Annotated in this window: 2 protein-coding genes (1 of these 2 only partly in view); both read right to left on the bottom strand. The window is 43.0% G+C overall.

What is annotated here, in order from left to right; all coding sequences use genetic code 11:
- Window positions 1-40 precede the first annotated feature (40 nt).
- On the bottom strand, window positions 41-9,940 hold the full coding sequence (locus tag ACE1CI_RS31605) for a non-ribosomal peptide synthetase (RefSeq protein ID WP_413262072.1): 9,900 nt from the start codon (window positions 9,938-9,940) through the stop codon (window positions 41-43).
- Window positions 9,937-19,525, bottom strand: partial view of a non-ribosomal peptide synthase/polyketide synthase gene (locus ACE1CI_RS31610; RefSeq protein ID WP_413262071.1) — the 3' end only. Its footprint extends 14,465 nt past the window's final position; only the last 9,589 of its 24,054 coding nucleotides appear in the window; its start codon lies beyond the right edge, outside the window — the gene reads right to left on this strand; its stop codon occupies window positions 9,937-9,939. Before ACE1CI_RS31610 ends, ACE1CI_RS31605 begins: the two co-directional genes overlap by 4 nt.

Below are 19,525 nucleotides of genomic sequence, written 5' to 3' on the forward strand. Positions count from 1 at the left end.
CAACACTCGGTAGATAACCCGCCCACAAAGGGCGGAATCTTCAAAAGTCAGAGATAGCGGATTGCCCGTTGTTAGTTGTTAATTTTGCTTGCTGGATGCAAGTATTTAACTTTTGGGCTAACACCTGAACATGAGGGAAATGCAACATCGTCGTATGATTGCCAGGGACAAATTGAACATCCACAGGGGCTCCAGAAATAGCACTCCAACCAAAGGTGGAATCCTGAAAAACCTCACGGAAAAACTCATTTTCTTCGACTTTAATTTCACTAGAGCGAAACAGAGTAATGTGGACAGGATAAACCTGTTGTTGTGGGGAATACTTAGCTTTATGGTCAGCCATGAAAGATTGCAACAGATGCAACAAATAAGTGGAATCAGCATCAGGAGGTAGGATATCAAACTTTTTCACGTACTCCAGAACATATTGAATTTGTGCATCTGGAGCCAAAGATATAAGCTTCTCAACATCCAATTCCAAATCAGATGCAAAAGTAGCTTTCATTGCACCAACCAAATCAATTAACCATTGAGTATCATCCCAATCATCTGAAGTTTTTCCAAAGCCTGGTGGTGTCGTATCAAGAATAGCCAACAGAGCAACTTCTTCTCCTTGATCGAGCAACTGCTGTGCCATTTCATAAGCTACTTTACCACCAAAAGAATGCCCAGCTAAAAAATATGGGCCTTGGGGTTGCACTGTCTGGATAGCTTGAATGTAGCGAGCAGCTTTCTCCTCAATATGGGTAACAGGCACTATTTCCTGCTGGTAATAATTTGCTTGGAAAGTGTAGAAAGGTTGGTCTGGAGGTAGACAACGAGCCAAGTTATACAAGTATAAGGAATAGCCACCCGAACCGGGAACACAGAACAAAGGTGGATGCTCACCCACAGGCCCAATTGCAAGCAAAGGAGAATCACTCTTAGTATCCACATCTTTATCTTTTTGTACCACAGTTGCTAACTGTTCGATCGTCGGATTTTGCAACAGAGTAGCTAAAGGGATATCCTGATTAAACGCCTGCTTAATTTGCGCCATTAAATAAGGAATTAATAGGGAATGACCACCAAGGTCAAAAAAGTTATCTTTTACCCCCACAAGGTCAAGTTTGAGAATTTTTGACCAAATTTGTGTGAGTTTCAGTTCTACAGGGTTCCGGGGTAAAACAATTGTATCCGAACTACTGCGATCGGAAGGTTCGGGTAAAGCGCGACGATCGAGTTTGCCACTCGGAGTTAAAGGCAAAGTCTCCAATAACACATAAGCACTCGGCACCATATATTCTGGCAACTTCGCTTTTAGGTATTGCCGCAGTTCGTTGCTTGTCGGTGTCGCTGACGGTTGTGCTGTAATGTATGCAACTAAGCGTTTATCTCCAGGTGTGTCTTCGCGAACAATGACCGCAGCCGCTTGGACTTGGGGATGTTGACTAACAATGGCTTCGATTTCGCCCAATTCGATGCGGAAGCCACGTATTTTTACTTGATTGTCAATCCGTCCCAGGTATTCGATGTTGCCATCCGGTAAATAGCGTGCCAAATCCCCAGTTTTATATAGTTTTGGGGGTTGGGGGGTAGGTGTTAGGGGTTGGGGAAATTCTTCTTCCCTACACCCTAACACCTGACCCCTATCCCCGAAGGGATTGTCTATGAATTTTTCACTGGTTAATTCTGGGCGGTTGAGGTAGCCTCGTGCTAAGGAAACACCGCCAATGTGTAATTCTCCTGGCACTCCTATTGGTACTGGCTGGAGAGATCGATCGAGAATATAGATTTGGCTGTTGGCGATCGGTTTTCCGATCGGTGGCAGTAACGACCAACTTTCTCCTGTCTGATTTACGGTAAAACTGGTAACAACATGACTCTCTGAAGGCCCATAATGATTGTGCAAAGTGCAGTTACTTAGTTGATTCAACCACTGAGTAATTGCCGGAGTCATCTGTAACTGTTCCCCAGCTGTGATGATTTCCCTCAGAGACACAGTTGATTGGCTTTCCATAGCTACCTCAGCTAACTGTTGTAAGCCGACAAAGGGGAGAAACAGTCTTTCTACTGCTTGTTGCGAGAGTAAATCTAATAAAGCTTCTGGCTCTCGACGCAGTTGCTCACTAATCAAGAGCAATGTGCCACCACTACACCAAGTAGAGAACATTTCTTGGCAAGAGACATCAAAGCTAATCGGTGCAAATTGTAGGGTTTTTCCTCCTTGAGCAATTGTCGAATTTTGCACTTGCCAAAGCATCAGATTCACCAAGGGTAGGTGATTCATGGCGATGCCTTTGGGTTTTCCTGTGGAACCAGAGGTATAAATTACATAAGCTAAGTTCTCCGGTTGGACATCACAAATCAGATTGCTTGGACTGTGCTGCGAAATTTCTGACCAGTCTGTATCCAAGCAAACCAAGTGTGCTTGATCTGTAGGTAGAGACGTTGTATACAACGTCTCTACAAATTTTTGTTGTGTCAGCAACACAGAAACTTGTGAATCTGACAACATCAAGCTTAACCGCTCTGTGGGATATTCTGGATCGATCGGAACATAAGCGCCACCTGCTTTGAGAATTCCCAACACTCCCACAAGCATTTCTCTTGAACGTTCCACACAAATGCCTACGGGTATATCTGCACCTACACCCAAAGAACGTAAATAATGTGCTAACTGATTGGCTTTTGCATTTAATTCCCGATAAGTTAGTTGTTGATTCTCAAATACTACTGCTACTGCATCGGGTGTTTTCTCCACCTGTTGTTCAAACAACTGATGCAGACACAAAGAAGGTGTTAGGTGATAGGGGTTGGGTGTTAGGGAATGGTTTTCTTCCCTATCCCCTATCCCCCTACCCAGTTCCCCTAAAGGTGTTTGAGTATTGTTCCATTCAATTAACAGTTGATGTTGTTCGGCTGCTGTTAACATTGGTAGTTGAGCAATTGGTGTTTGGGGATTGGCGACAATTGCTTCTAGCAGGGTGACAAAATGACCCAACATCCGGCTGATTGCATCATCATCAAACCGATCGCCATCGTAGTACACCTTCAGCAATAACTGTTTTCCGGGTCCTACTAAAATTGTTAAAGGATAGTTGGTTTGTTCGATCGTTCGTAAATTAGAGAACGACAAACCCTGATTTTCTTCTAGGAGTTCATCATTTACTGGATAATTCTCGAACACCAGAATACTCTCAAACAAAGCCGTCCCTCTCTTAACATCACTCCATCCCTGAATTTCCACCAATGAACTATAGGAAAACTGCTCCGACTCCACCAGTTGAGCTTGCAAATCCTTTAACAAACCCAGCAATTCCGTCCGATCGCCCAATTGCACCCGCATTGGTAATGTGTTGATAAACAATCCTACCATCGACTCTACCCCAGCTAGCGCCGCTGGACGACCAGAAACAGTCGCACCAAACACCACATCAGTTTCTTGAGAATAGCGAGATAGCAACAAAGCCCAAGTTGTCTGCACCAAATTAGAAAGTGTCAATTGATTTTCTCGGACAAAAGATACCGCCTTTTCTGTTGCCGAAACACTTAACCCAATTTGTTGTTCCCTGTAACTGCGTGAACCTTTTTCCCGGTTTATTATCGGTTTATCCACCATCAAAGGTGTTGGGGCTGCAAAACCTTGCAGTTTGTTGCGCCAAAATTCTTCTGCTAGCTTTTGCTCTTGTTGTTGTAGCCAAGCAATGTAGTGACGGTAATTGAGTGCGGGTTGATAATCTAAACTTTGACCCAGGACAATTGCTTGATAACAATTCAACAGGTCTTGAAATACTAATGGTAAAGACCAGCCATCCATTAATATATGATGAAAACTCCAGACAAATTCATAAGTAATTTCTGAGCATTGAATCAGATAGAGACGCAACAATGGTGCTATGCCAAAATCGAAACCCTGTTGCCGTTTTGAATCAAGAAACAATTGTAATTGCTGTTCCTGCTCCACCGCAGATAATTCCCGCCAATCCAATCTTTCGACTTTCACTTCTATTTGTCGATACAACACTTGCACTGGTTGTTCTAAAGATTCCCAAACAAACGCTGTGCGGAAAATTGAATGATGCGCTACTAGTTGTTGCCAAGCTTGCTCAAATGCCGATACATTTAAGTTTCCGGTTAAAGTGGAAGTCATCTGTTCCACATATACACCAGAATCAGGAGCATACAAACTTTCAAACAGCATCCCCTGTTGCATTGGTGATAAGGGATAAATATCCTCAATATTTTGCCAATTAGTTAATGGGAGACTGGCTAATACCCGATCTAATTCTGGTTGTGTGAGTTTGATTAAGGGGAAATCACTGGGAGTGTAACCTCCATTTTCTGGTGATAAACAATGAGCGATCAACTCTCGTAAGGTGGTGACAAAATCTGTGGCTATTTTCTCGATCGTACTAGAGTCATGTACATTGCTGCTGTATATCCAATCTATATGCAGCCTACTTGCTGCGATCGCAGCGTTAACATCAAGTAAACCCGATCGCTGACCTTGTAAACTCAGGCTGTTTCCAGTTGACTCGGTTGCTAATTGGAACACAGAAGATTGATTGAGCGCTTGACCAAATTGACCTAAATAATTGAAGTTAATTTCTGCTTCTTTTATTTTCTGCACTTGGCTCTTAACTTCTGGATCGTCACAAAGATAACGCAATAAGCCGTAGCCAATTCCTTTATGAGGAATCTTGCGTAATTGTTCTTTGACTGATTTTAAAATTGTCCCTAGATTATCAGTTTCTTCCAGTTCCACCTGCACCGGGAAAAGGGTGGTAAACCAACCAACAGTTCGGGATAAATCTACTCCCTCAATTATATCTTCCCTTCCATGCCCTTCTAAGTTGAACCGCACTGAATTTGAATTAGTCCAGCGACTTAAAACTAGGACTAAAGCTGTCAATAAGACATCATTAATCTGTGTTTTATAAGCTTTGGGAACCTCTTGTAACAAAGCTTGAGTTTCGGCTTCATTTAAACTGACACAGATATTGCTAGCGGAGGCAACTGTGTTCTCTCCAGCAGGATAATCTACAGGCAAGGGTGAAACATTTGTGTCAGATTTGGGTAGCCAATAAGCTAATTCCAATTTGAGAATTTCTGATTGAGCATAAGTGGTTAATTGTTGTGCCCAATCTTGGAAAGAGGTGGTTTTTGGCGGTAACTGAATTGCTTGACTCTGACTTAGTTGTTGGTAAGCTGTTAGTAAATCTTCTATCAAGATCCGCCAAGATACTCCATCTACTACTAAATGGTGAATTACTATTAGTAATCTTCCTTCTTTGTCTTCTCCTAATTTGAAATGGGCGACTTGGACGAGATTGGATGCCAGGTTCAAACTTGCTTGTAAACTATTGGCGGTGTTTTCAATTGTCGCGGGAATCTCACTTTCTGGGAGACTTGATAAGTCGAAACAGGATATGGCAATGTTTTTAGTTGGAGTAGCGTGAATCTGTTCCCAACCGGATTCTGATTGAGTAAAGCGTAAACGCAAAGCATCGTGATGTTGGAGTAATTTCTCCCAGATTGGTGACAATAATTCCGGTTGAAACTCGGATGGTGTCGTGAAGAGAAATGATTGATTAAAGTGGTGTGGTTCTAACCATTTTAGCTCAAAAAATCGCTGTTGAATTGGCGTTAGGTGTACTTTACCAGTAACTAATTCTTGGGCAATTTGAATTACTTTGGTAGTCCCGGCAACAGCAGCTAATTCGGCAATAGTTTGATGGGCAAATAATTGGTTAACCGTGAGTTGCAGTCCAGCTTGCCTTGCTTTAGTGACGATTTGAATGCTGAGGATAGAATCGCCACCTAGTTCAAAGAAGTTATCATGAATGCCGATCGGATCTACCTTCAAAACTTCTTGCCAAATAGTTGCCAGAATTTCTTCAACTGGAGTACCGGGAGCAACTAAATTTGCTTCTATTCCTGAACGAGATTCCGGCATCGGTAAAGCGCGATAGTCTACCTTGCCATTTGGTGTTAAAGGCAAGTTTTCTAGTACCACAAAATTAGAAGGAATCATGTAGTCGGGCAGGATTTTCTTAAGATTAGCCCTCAAAGATGGCACTAAATTATCTGATTGATTAGTTTCGCCCTGGTCATAATTAGCAAATAATCGTTGATAGAAAGGTGTTTGCCGAAAATTATTTTTATAATGATAGGAAAAATATTCAAAATCAATCTTTTGCCCATTCTTTTTCAGCAAACTACCTTTAATTGCATAATCAGGGTTGAGATTATTATCGCAAAGTGTCCGATAACAAACTGCTTGAATGATATCACCTTGCTCTACTTCAATTCCTGGCTCAAATACTGGGAAATAAATCGGAAGCCAGCAATGTTCATGTTCTAGGATATCTATTTCTTCTCCAGCAATTGTATGCAAATTCAACCAGACTAAAAAGCCATCCATTCGCCCATTTTTTTGCATTTCCAATTTAATTTCATGGGTGAAATCCGGGCTAACATATTCATTGAAATTCAAGTCTTCCAAAACATCCACTGTGGATAGAACATTGGATTTGGGGAATTTCTTAATACATACCCTTAAGTCAAAGGGATATCCGACTTGCTTAAAGATTTCTTTAGCGTAATGTGCCCCAATCTCAGCAAACTGAGGATTGTGTAATATTTCATCTGGAAGCGTGACAGCTGCCATTTTAGTAACGCTTCTTTCAGGAATCATCAACCCATCAGGCTTGAGTAATCTTCTGGAGTTATTAATAATTACTGTTGCTCCTTCAGAGCCACCGATCGATCCCACAATTTCTGAGACGCAGACATCAGCAAGTTCTGGGAGATTAACTACAGTTGCATCTCCATGAATCACTATAATTTTATCTGCTAAACCTAACTTTTCAACACAAGCTCTGGCTTTGTGGCAGGTTTCTTCATTTAGTTCAATTGCATAAATTTTCTTGGCACCCCCGGCAACACAAAATCTCGCTAAGATCGCATCTTTACCTGTGCCGATTTCCACAACTATTTTATCTTTGACCAATTTATTGATAGCAACCTGATAACTATTATTGCGTCGATGGTCATTTGTCATCGCGTAATACAGTAAATCATCGTAAACATAGAATTCAGCTACAGATGGCAATAGTTCTGCTTTATCTGTTAATGAATCTTCTAGTTTGTTTGACGAGCCGAAGTTTTTCTCTTGTGGAACAATGTATGCTACCAAGCGTTTTTTGTTCGGTTCATCTTCCCGTGCAACAACAACCGCCGTTTGGACTTCAGGTAGTTGGGATAAAGCTGTTTCAACTTCTCCTAATTCAATTCGGAAACCGCGAATTTTTACTTGATTGTCAATGCGTCCCAAGTATTCAAGATTGCCATCAGGTAAATAGCGGGCTAAATCTCCTGTTTTGTAAATTCGCTCCCGTTTGCCGCCTAATTCCACTTCGATAAACTTTTCGCTCGTTAAATCGGGACGATTCAAATAACCCCTAGCTAAACCTACCCCAGCAATGCACAATTCTCCTGGGATTCCTACAGGTAATGGTTGATTGTAGGCATCTAAAATATAGATGCGGAGATTGGACAAAGGCTTACCAATGGGCGGTTTTTTGCCATCCGGTTGAATTAGTGCGACAGCAGCTGTTACCGTAGATTCTGTTGGCCCATAGCAATTGTAGAACTGCCTTCCTACACCCCAAAAGCTTGCTAACCCAGGGGGACAAGCCTCACCACCAACAGTTAAATATTGCAAATGGGGTAAGGTTGCTTGCGGTAAAACAGACAAAGCCGAAGGAGATAAAAAGCTGTGGGTGATTTGGTTTTGGGCTAAGAAATCAACTAGGTTTTGACTGGGTAACAAAGTTTCTTTATCAGTGAGATATAAACTAGCACCACTGACTAAACTTGTGGCTATTTCTCCTACAGATAAATCAAAACTAAACGAGCCAAACTGAAGCAAACGGCTCATACTTTGCACTTGAAAAGTTTTTGCCCAACTCAAAGAAAGATTGACAATAGCACGATGCTCAATCATCACACCTTTGGGCGTGCCAGTGGAACCAGAAGTGTAAATTACGTAAGCTAAATCAGCCGGAACACTCAGCGAAACCGGATTATCTTTTAATTCTGAATTAAAAGTTGCCTGGTCTAAGCAAATAATTTGTGGAGATGGTTCTAGATTAATGCTGCTTAATTTGTCGGATAGGAAACTTTGGATCAGCAGCACTGAAGTCCCAGAATCTTCAAGTATAAAACTTAAACGCTCTATTGGATAATCTGGGTCAAGGGGTAAGTATGCGCCACCCGCTTTGAGAATTCCTAGTATTCCCACTACCATTTCTAAGGAACGTTGCACGCAAATTCCTACTAGCACTTGGGCACCTACACCTAAAGAGCGCAAATAATGTGCTAACTGATTCGCTTTTTCATTCAATTGGGAGTAAGTTAAGTGTTGATTTTCAAACACTACGGCTATAGCATCAGGTGTTTTCTCTACCTGTTGTTCAAACAACTGATGTAGACACAAAGAAGGTGTTAGGTGATAGGGGTTGGGTGTTAGGGAATGGTTTTCTTCCCTATCCCCTATCCCCCTACCCAGTTCCCCTAAAGGTGTTTGAGTATTGTTCCATTCAATTAATAGTTGATGTTGTTCTGCTGCCGTTAAAATTGGTAGTTGAGAAATTGGTGCTTGGGCATTGGCAACAATACTTTCGAGTAAGGTGAGGAGGTGATTTGTCATCCGAAGAATCGTAGAGTCATCAAACAAATCAGTGTTGTACTCCCATACTCCCGCCAATCCTTCAGGTGTGCTAGCTATTGCCAAATTTAAATCAAATTTAGCGATCGGATTTTCGATCTCTATCGAACTCAGCGTTAACCCACCCAGTTCTAACTCGGACACAGGTGCATTCTGGAATGCAAACATCACCTGAAATAGAGGGGTATGGCTGAGATTACGTTCTGGTTGCAATGCTTCCACCAACATCTCAAACGGCAAATCCTGATAAGTATATGCCTCCATTGCCGTTTCTCGAACCCGACTCAGTAATTCGTTAAAGCTGGGATTACCTGATAAATCAGTCCGCATCACTAATGTATTGACAAAAAAACCAATCAGCCCTTGAATTTCACTATGATTACGATTAGCAATGGGTGTCCCTACCAAAATATCCGACTGTCCCGTATAGCGGTACAGCAACGTATTAAATGCTGCCAACAGCGTCATGAACAAAGTCGCTCCTGTCTCCTGACTAAGTTGGGTCAATTTTTGTGACAATTCAGGAGAAAGTGCAAACCGTTGATTTGAGCCGATGAAAGTTTGTACTGGTGGTCTGGGACGGTCTGTAGGTAGTTCTAATAGAGCAGGTGCGTCTTTGAGTTTTTCTTGCCAATAATTCAATTGGCGTTGCAGAACTTCCCCTTGCAACCACTCTCGCTGCCAGATAGCAAAGTCCGCGTACTGAATTGGTAGTGGACTTAAAGGTGATGGCTGACCTTGAGTGTAAGCATTGTATAGTGCCGATAGTTCCTGAACAAACACACCCGTTGACCAGCCATCAGAAACAATGTGGTGCATACAAACCAACAAAATATGTTCGTCTGGAGACAGCACTATTAACGTCGCTCTGATTAATGACTCACTTGTTAGGTCAAAGGGTTGCAACCCTTGTTTTTGCAGTAATTGTTGTGAAATTATCTCACTTTCTTGTGTGGATAAATGCTGTAAATCCACAACTGAGAGATTCCAGGTCGTTTCTGTATGGATGATTTGGGTTGGTTGTCCATCAACAACAGCAAAATTGGTGCGTAAAACCTCGTGACGCTCAATAATTTCACTCAAGCTTTTTTCCAGAGCCACGCGATCGAGAGTGCCCTCCAGACGTAATGCGGCTGGGACATTGTATAAAGCACTGTTTGGCTCAAATTGGTCTAAAAACCATAAACGTTGTTGAGCATAAGATAGGGGTAATTCTTCAGTAATCATCTTCTTTTCCTTGGTAAGATTCGTGGGGTCGTTTGGTCTGAGTTTTGTTGGGGTAAATTGGCTATTTTTTGCGCTAATTCAGCTAATGTCGCAGCATTAAACAAGTCGCGCAAAGGTAATTCAACCTTAAAGCGATCGCGAATACATAAAACCAATTGAGTTGCCAGTAGAGAATGTCCCCCTAATTCAAAGAAGTTATCGTGAATGCCCACTCGCTCTACTTTCAGGAGTTCTATCCAAATTTGAGCCAGCGTTTCTTCAACAGGCGTGCGAGGTGCTTCATATTTGTCAGATGGTTCGCTCTTTAAATTTGGCGTGGGTAAAGCGCGGCGGTCTACTTTGCCATTAGATGTCAGAGGTAAGGATTCCAGGACTACAAAAGTATTCGGCACCATGTAGGCTGGTAATTGGTTGGCGACGAATTGACGTAGTTCCTCCGTTTGAACCGATGCTTCACCTTTGGGCACCACGTAAGCCACCAAACGTTTATCGCCCGGTGTTTCCTCTCGCACCACCACCACACTTTCCCAGACTGTCGGATGTTTCACCAGTAGAGTTTCTATTTCGCCCAATTCAATACGGAAACCCCGAATTTTGACTTGATTATCAATCCGTCCCAAATACTCCAACTCGCCAGATGGTAAATAACGAGCCAAGTCTCCGGTTTTATAGAGTTTTGAGTTGTCGAATGGGCTAGAAATAAACCGTTGTGCTGTCAGTTCGTCACGGTTGAGGTAGCCGCGTGTTACTCCCGCACCACCAACATACATCTCGCCGGGAACGCCGATTGGTACTGGTTGTAAATGTTGGTCTAGCACATATACCTGTAGGTCCCGAATTGGACGACCGATCGCGCTGGCACTCACATTCACATCAGCTATAGTTAACGGGCGATAGGTGACATGAACGGTAGTTTCCGTAATCCCATACATATTTACTAATTGGGGTTGTCGATCGCCATGACGCTCAAACCAAGGTTGCAAACTCTTCGGTTCTAAGGCTTCTCCACCGAAAATTACCAGGCGTAAGTTCAAATCTCCTACAGTAGCTAAGGACTCTTCGACTTGAATTAACTGCCGGAATGCCGAAGGTGTTTGATTGAGAACTGTGACTTTCTCTTCTACTAATAATTGGTAGAAGGATTCGGGTTCTCGCGTTACTAAGTACGGCACAACTACTAGTTTTCCACCATAAAGCAATGCTCCCCAAATTTCCCACACAGAAAAGTCAAAGGCGTAAGAGTGGAACAATGTCCAGACATCTTGAGCATTAAACCCATACCAATCGTTTGTAGCAGCAAACAAACGCACGACATTCGAGTGGTCTACTAACACGCCTTTGGGTTGACCTGTAGAACCAGAGGTGTAGATGATGTATGCCAGATTATTAGGTGTTGCAGTGTTTTCCGGGTTGGCGTTGCTATACTCTGCAATGGTTTCCCAGTCCCGATCCAAACAAACGATTTGCGCTTGATGTTGCGGTAGAGACGTTTGTTCAGGTAGAGACGTTGTATACAACGTCTCTACGAATTTCTGTTGAGTCAGCAACACTGACACCTGAGAGTCTGACAACATAAAGCGTAAACGCTCAGTAGGATAATCTGGGTCAAGGGGGACATAAGCACCACCCGCCTTGAGAATACCAAGTATTCCCACGATCGTTAAGAGAGAACGTTCTACACAAATTCCCACTAAGACATCTGCACCTACGCCTAATGAGCGTAAATAATGGGCTAATTGATTTGAGCGATCGTTCAACTCACGATAAGTCAGTTGTTGCCCTTCAAACACGACTGCTACTGCATCGGGTGTCTTTAATACCTGTTCTTCAAACAACTGATGCAGACATCGATCAACTGGGTAATCAGTTTGAGTATCGTTCCATTGAGTTAATATCTGTTGTTGTTCTTCTTCTGAGAGAAGAGAATGCAACTCGTAGCGTCCTTGCGGCTCTTTTACCATTGCAAACAGAGCATTAAAGTAGTATTCACCAATCCGGTTAGCTTGCTCTGTTGCTATCTTTGAAGCATCGTAAGTAATTCTTAACTCTACCTCAGACGAGCCTGGATTCACACTAAATTGAGCCACAACAGTAAAGTTAGTTTCTTCAAAAAACTTTCCACTTAACACCTCTAAATTATCCAGTCCGATCACCTGTTCATAGACATGGAAATGGGTGAAGTTAAACGCCGTTTCAAACAAAGGTTCACCACCCAAACTCCTCTGAATTTCTGCCAGTGGATAGCGACGATGTGGTAACAGTTCTCGTTCCGCTGCGAACACTTGCCGCACTAAGTCTATCCAAGTTCCTCCAGTTAATTGCAAACGAAATGGCAAGGTATTTAGGAAAAGTCCCAAGACGCGCTCACCATCATTTTGTTCCGGTCGTCCGTTGCTGACTAATCCTGTTAGCACATCTTCGTTACCACCTAACAGATTTAACACTCGTAAATGAGCAGCTAAGAGCACGCTTTTCAGTGGTACTTCTGCCGACTGTGCCAATCCTCTCAAGGAAGCACAAATTTCGGGGGAAAGAATTACATCAGTCACGCCAACATCTTGAACATTGGTGTTAGTTGAAACAGAAGACCAGCGGGGTAAAGGCGTGAAAGTGCGATCGCTCAACTTTTCATTCCAGTAACGCTGACACTCTCGCGAGGCTAACGCTTGTGCTTCTAATGCTACGAAGTCTCGAAATTCAATACTTAATGGTGTTGAGTTTAACTCGATTGGTTCGCCTAAATCTGATAAGTAACGCTTGAGCAGTTCACTCATCATAGAAGCAACACTCCAACCATCCAGAATGGCGTGGTGGAAGCTCAAACTTAGATTAAATGTTTCCGGTGTCCGACGATGAACAAACAAGCGTAATAAGGGAGGATTAGTCCAATCAAAATGCTGTTTCTTTTCGGCTTCAAACCAAGCAGTTAAGGCTTCTTCTTGCTCAGAATCATTTAAATGACACCAATCTTCTACAAGCATCGGAACTTCTACTTGCTGATGAACTAGTTGCAAGGGAATACTATACTTACTGAGTTCAAATGAAGTCCGTAGTACAGCGTGGCGAAGGGCTAAATCTTGCAATGCTCTCTTTAAACATTGAACATCAAGAGGAGCTTTCAGATAGAAGCTAAAAATGTCGTGATAGATGCCACTATCTTTGCTGTATTCACTGTGGAAAAGCATTCCCATTTGCAGTTTTGCCAGAGGATAAGCATCCTCTACACCATCAGGTAACTGTTGTTTGTCTGCTTCAGAAATCAAACTGAATGGTTGAGTTAATTCTAATTTTTCGATTTCATTTTCTTGGGTTTTCAGTTCTTCCAATAGCTCATGAATTGTTTGATGTTGGAATAACTGTACCAGAGAGAAATTCAAACCTTGGGCTTTAGCAAGAGCTAGTACTTGAATACTGCGGATAGAATCCCCACCTAAAGCAAAGAAGTTGTCATTAATACCTACTTGTTCTACACCGAGAACCTTAGCCCAGACAGCCGCTAAGATTTTTTCTTCAGGTGTGTTCGGTGCAACAAAGGCATTTTCTAGTTCTGGTCTGGCGCTCTCAGGTGCTTTTAATGCACTCCGGTCTAGTTTACCGTTGGCTGTCAGTGGTAGAGCGTCTAATTGTACAAAAGCACTTGGCACCATGTACTCTGGCAGAAAAGCTTTTAGAAAACGACGTAGTTCGGCACGGCTTGGAGATTGTTCTTCCTTGGGAATCACGTAAGCGACGAGACGTTTATCCCCTGGCGAGTCCTCTCTTACCACTACCACACTTTCCCTGACGGCTGGGTGAGAAGCCAGTGATGCTTCAATTTCGCCCAATTCGATGCGGAATCCGCGAATTTTCACTTGTTGGTCAATGCGCCCTAAGTACTCTAAATCGCCATTTGGTAAATAACGAGCTAAGTCCCCTGTTTTATAGAGTCGCGCATTTGGATTGTGGCTAAAACGATCGCGAATAAACCGTTGAGTTGTCAGTTCATCCCGATTCAGATAGCCGCGTGTCACCCCAGCACCACCAACATACATCTCGCCGGGAACGCCTACTGGTACTGGTTGTAAATGTTGGTCTAACACATACACCTGTAAGTCCCGAATCGGACGACCAATTACACTGGCACTCACATTCACATCAGCCATACTTAACGGGCGATAGGTAACATGGACGGTGGTTTCTGTAATCCCGTACATATTGACTAACTGGGGTTGCCCTTCGCCGTACCGTTCAAACCAAGGTTGCAAATTCTTCGGTTCTAAGGCTTCTCCACCGAAAATCACCAGGCGTAATCTCAAATCATCCTCTGTTTCGGCAGAAAGTGCAACGGGAATTAACTGGCGAAATGCCGAAGGTGTTTGATTGAGAACTGTGACTTTCTCTTCTACTAATAATTTATAGAAGGATTCGGGCGATCGCGTCACCAAGTACGGCACAACTACCAATTTTCCACCATAAAGCAATGCTCCCCAAATCTCCCACACTGAGAAGTCAAAGGCGTAAGAGTGGAATAATGTCCAGACATCTTGAGCGTTAAACCCATACCAATCGTCAGTTGCAGCAAACAAACGCATGACATTTGAGTGGTTCACTAACACGCCTTTGGGCTGACCTGTAGAACCAGAAGTGTAGATGATGTATGCTAAGTTGCTCGGTTCTGCTGTGTTTTGTGGGTTTGACTGGCTATGTTGAGCAATGGTTTCCCACTCGCTGTCTAAGTAAATAACTCGCGCTTGATGTTGGGGTAATTTCTCATTGAGATGCTGTTGACTCAGCAGAACAGAAATTTGAGCATCTGACAAAATAAAGCTTAAGCGGTCTTGAGGATAGGTTGGGTCTAGGGGTACATAAGCTCCACCTGCTTTGAGGATACCAAGTATTCCCACGATCATTTCTGGCGATCGTTCTACACAAATCCCCACTAGCACATCTGCACCCACACCCAAAGAGCGTAAATAATGGGCTAATTGATTTGCTTGATCGTTCAATTCCCGGTAAGTCAGTCGTTGATTCTCAAACACCACTGCTACTGCATCTGGTGTCTTTAATACCTGTTCCTCAAACAACTGATGCAGACATTGCTCTACTGGATAATTCGTTTGAGTATAGTTCCACTGGGCCAACAACTGTTGCTGTTGGGATGAAGTTAACATCGGCAATTGAGAAATGGCGGAAAGCGGATTGGCGACAATGCCTTCTAGCAGGGTGACAAAATGACCTATCATTCGCTCGATCGTACTGCCATCAAATAAGTCGGTGTTGTACTCCCACCACCCCAATAGTCCATCTGGGGTACTTTCCATTGAGAGAGTTAAATCGAATTTGGCGATCGGATTTTCGATCTCTATTGGTGATAGGGTTAACCCATCTAACTCGACAGAAGACAACGGCGCATTCTGGAGGACAAACATCACCTGGAACAGTGGTGTATAGCTGAGATCCCGTTCTGGTTGCAATGCTTCCACCAGCATCTCAAACGGCAAATCCTGATGGGTGTATGCTCCTAAAGACACCTCTCGCACTCGATCGAGTAAAGTAGCGAAACTCGGATTATTTGATAGGTCTGTCCTGAGCACTAAAGTATTGACAAAAAAGCCAATTAACCCTTCAATTTCACTCTTGTTCCGGTTAGCAATGGGTGAACCTACCACAATATCTGTCTGTCCACTGTAGCGGTAGAGTAAGGTATTAAACGCTGCCAACAATGTCATAAACAGAGTTACTCCCTCCTCTTGACTTAGTTGGTTTAATTTTTCGCTTAGTTGAGCAGACAAGGCAAATTGTTGATGTGCGCCGACAAAGGTTTGTTTCGCTTTTCTGGGTCGGTCAGTGGGAAGTGATAATATTGCTGGTGCGCCAGCCAGTGATGCAAGCCAGTAACTTAATTGGGTTTGCAGAACTTCACCTTGCAACCAATTTCTTTGCCAAATCGCAAAGTCAGTATATTGAATTGGCAGTGGACTTAATGGTGATGGCAGACCTTGAGCATAAGCATTGTATAGTGGCGTTAATTCTTCCACAAATACACCGATCGACCAACCATCAGAAACTATGTGGTGCATACATATCAGTAAGATATGTTCAGTGTCAGACAGTGTGACTAATGTGGCTCTGAGTAATGAGTCACTTGCTAAATTAAATGGTTGAATCGCTTGTTGTTGTACTAGTTCGACTGCGGCAATTTTTGATTCGCTTTCTGACAAATGTTTGAAGTCAACAACAGATAATCGACTGTTAGTTTGTTCATGAATTATTTGATTCGCTTGCCCATCAACGGTAATAAAGTTGGTGCGTAATGCTTCATGACGCTGGATAATTTCTTTTAAGCTTTGTTCTAAGGCGGTTACACAGAGAGTTCCCTCTAGACGCAATGCGGCTGATATGTTGTATAAAGCGCTATTGGGTTCAAACTGGTCGATAAACCATAGCCTTGTTTGGGCATAAGACAGAGGTAAGTCGTTATTATTGTCTCTGGCTAAGAGTGGTGGCGCACTAAGCTGTAAATCTTGTTGCTGTAACTGTTGAATAATTGGTGCTAATTGAGCTACTGTGGGTGCGCTAAACAGATTCCTTAGTGGCAGTTCTACTTGCAAGTGACTGCGAATGCGAGAAATTAGTTGGGTGGCGAGTAATGAATGTCCCCCTATTTCAAAGAAGTTGTCGTGAATCCCAACTTGATTTAATTTGAGGATTTGTGCCCACTCTTGAACCAGGATTTCTTCTATTGGGGTGCGGGGTGCTTGATACTTATCTTTCTGTTCAGTATGTAAGTCTGGTGCGGGTAGGGCGCGACGATCGATTTTGCCGTTAGGCGTTAAAGGCAAGGTTTCCAAAAGTACAAAAGCACTCGGCATCATGTACTCTGGTAACTTCGCTTTCAGGTATTGTCGCAGTTCATCAATTGTTGGTGTCGCCCCAGTTTCAGTGGTAATGTAAGCAACTAGGCGTTTATCTCCGGGATTATCCTCACGCGCTATCACGACAGCGGCTTGGACTTCAGGATATTGACTTAAAACTGCTTCGATTTCGCCTAATTCAATGCGGAAACCCCGAATTTTTACTTGATTGTCAATCCGTCCCAAGTATTCAATGTTGCCATCAGGCAAGAAACGAGCTAAATCTCCAGTTTTGTAAAGTTTTGGGGGTTGGGGGGTAGGTGTTAGGGGTTGGGGAAATTCTTCTTCCCTACACCCTAACACCTGACCCCTATCCCCGAAGGGACTGTCTATGAACTTCTCATTAGTTAATTCTGGACGGTTGAGGTAGCCTGTGGCTAATCCCACACCGCCGATGTGTAATTCTCCTGGAACTCCGATGGGTACTGGTTGTAAAAGTTGGTCGAGAATGTATATTTGAGTGTTGGCAATTGGTTTTCCGATCGGTACTGTGTCCAGTGACGAATGGCGATCGCATTCCCAGTATGTCACATCGATCGCCGCCTCTGTCGGCCCATAAAGGTTGTGTAATTCACACCCCAAACGAGCGAAGAATTTGGTTTGCAAGTCAACAGATAGAGCTTCCCCACTACAAATCACCCGCCGCAAACTCTCACATAATGCTAAGTTTGGACTCTCCAAAAATACTTGCAGCATCGAAGGCACAAAATGCAAGGTAGTCACTTGCTGTTGAGAGATCAGATTCACCAAATACTCAGGATCGCGATGTCCCCCTGGTTTGGCTACCACTAAACGGCTACCATTAAGCAGAGTCCAGAAGAATTCCCACACTGAAACATCAAAGCTAAAGGGTGTTTTTTGCAACACTACATCATCTGTTGTCAATTGGTAAGCTTCTTGCATCCACAACAGACGATTACAAATCCCCTTGTGGGTATTCATTGCACCTTTGGGTTGACCTGTGGAACCAGAGGTATAAATGATATAAGCCAAGTTTTCTGGTGCAACATTAAGAGGCAGATTATCTTGACTGGAGTGAGAAATTGCTTGCCAGTCGCTATCCAGACAAAGGATTTGTGCTTGATGTTCGGGTAGAGAATCGAGTAATTTTTGTTGTGTCAGCAGCACTGTTACAGATGAGTCGTTCAGCATAAAGCGTAAACGATCTGTTGGATATTCTGGATCGAGGGGAACATAAGCGCCACCTGCTTTGAGAATCCCCAGTAGTCCGACTACCATTTCGATCGATCGTTCTACACAAATCCCTACGGGTACATCTGCACTTACACCCAAAGAACGCAAATAATTGGCTAACTGATTGGCGCGACAGTTCAACTCACGATAAGTCAGTTGTTGATTCTCAAATACTACTGCTACCACATCGGATGTCTTTAATACCTGCTCTTCAAACAACTGATGCAGACATTTATCAGTTGGATAATCAGTTTGAGTATTGTTCCATTCGGTTAATATCTGCTGTTGTTCAGCAGGAGTTAACATCGGCAAATGGGAAATTGGCGTTTCGGGATTGGCGACAATTGCTTCTAGCAGAGTGACAAAATGACCCAACATCCGGCTGATTGCACCATCATCAAACCGATTAGCATCGTAGCTCACTTTCAGGAACAATTGTTCGCTAGGACCTACTAAAAGTGTTAAAGGATAATTTGTATGTTCGATCGCTCGGAAATTAGAGAACGAAAAGTTACTATTGTCTTCTAAAAGATCGCTATCTACTGGATAATTCTCAAACACCACAATGCTATCGAACAGAGAAGTACCTCTAGGTACATTACTAAATCCCTGAATCTCCACCAAGGAACTATAAGCAAATTGTTCCGACTCCACAAGTTGCGCTTGTAAATCCTTTAACACTCCCAAAAGTTTAGTATTTTCATTGAATCGAACGCGCATCGGTAAGGTATTAATAAATAACCCTACCATCGACTCGACTCCATTAATAACAGGCGGACGACCAGAAACAGTCGCACCAAACATTACATCAGACTCTTGAGAATAGCGAGACAGCAACAAAGCCCAAGTTGCCTGCACCAAATTAGAAAGCGTTAATTGATGTTCTCGGACAAAAGAATTAGCCTTTGCTGTTGCTGATAAACTTAACTCAATTTGTTGTTCCCCATAACTAGCCGAGCCATTTTCCCGATGCGATAAAGGTTTATCAACCATCAAAGGAGTTGGCGCAATAAAACTGGCAAGTTTTTCTCGCCAAAAAGCTTCAGATTGAGCTACATCTTGTTGTTGTAGCCAAGCAATATACTGTCGGTAGTTGAGTGAGGTTTGACGATCTAAAGTTTTCCCTGTCAAAATAACTTCATAGAAATCCCAGAGATCTTTCAATACCAAAGGTAAAGACCAACCATCTAGCAATATATGATGAAAACTCCAAACAAATTGGTAAGTATTGGGCTGCGTTTGGATTAGATATAAACGCATTAATGGCGCTGGTGAAAATGAGAAACCTTGCTGACGCTCCGAATCAAGAAATGCCTCTAATTGCTGTTGCTGATCCACCGCAGATAAATTGCGCCAATCATAAGTGACGACATTAACATTCACTTGTCGAAAGACAACTTGTAGAGGTTGCGGCAAAGATTCCCAAAGGAAAGCTGTACGGAAAATTGAATGCTGGGCTACTACTTTAGCCCAAGCTTGCTCAAATGCTGACACATTT

Source organism: Floridaenema flaviceps BLCC-F50 (genome assembly GCF_041929275.2).
Lineage (GTDB): Bacteria > Cyanobacteriota > Cyanobacteriia > Cyanobacteriales > Aerosakkonemataceae > Floridanema > Floridanema flaviceps.

Bases quoted from the DNA above. Each gene is read 5' to 3' on its own strand.
- ACE1CI_RS31605 (WP_413262072.1), bottom strand. From the start codon at position 9,940: ATGATTACTGAAGAATTACCCCTATCTTATGCTCAACAACGTTTATGG.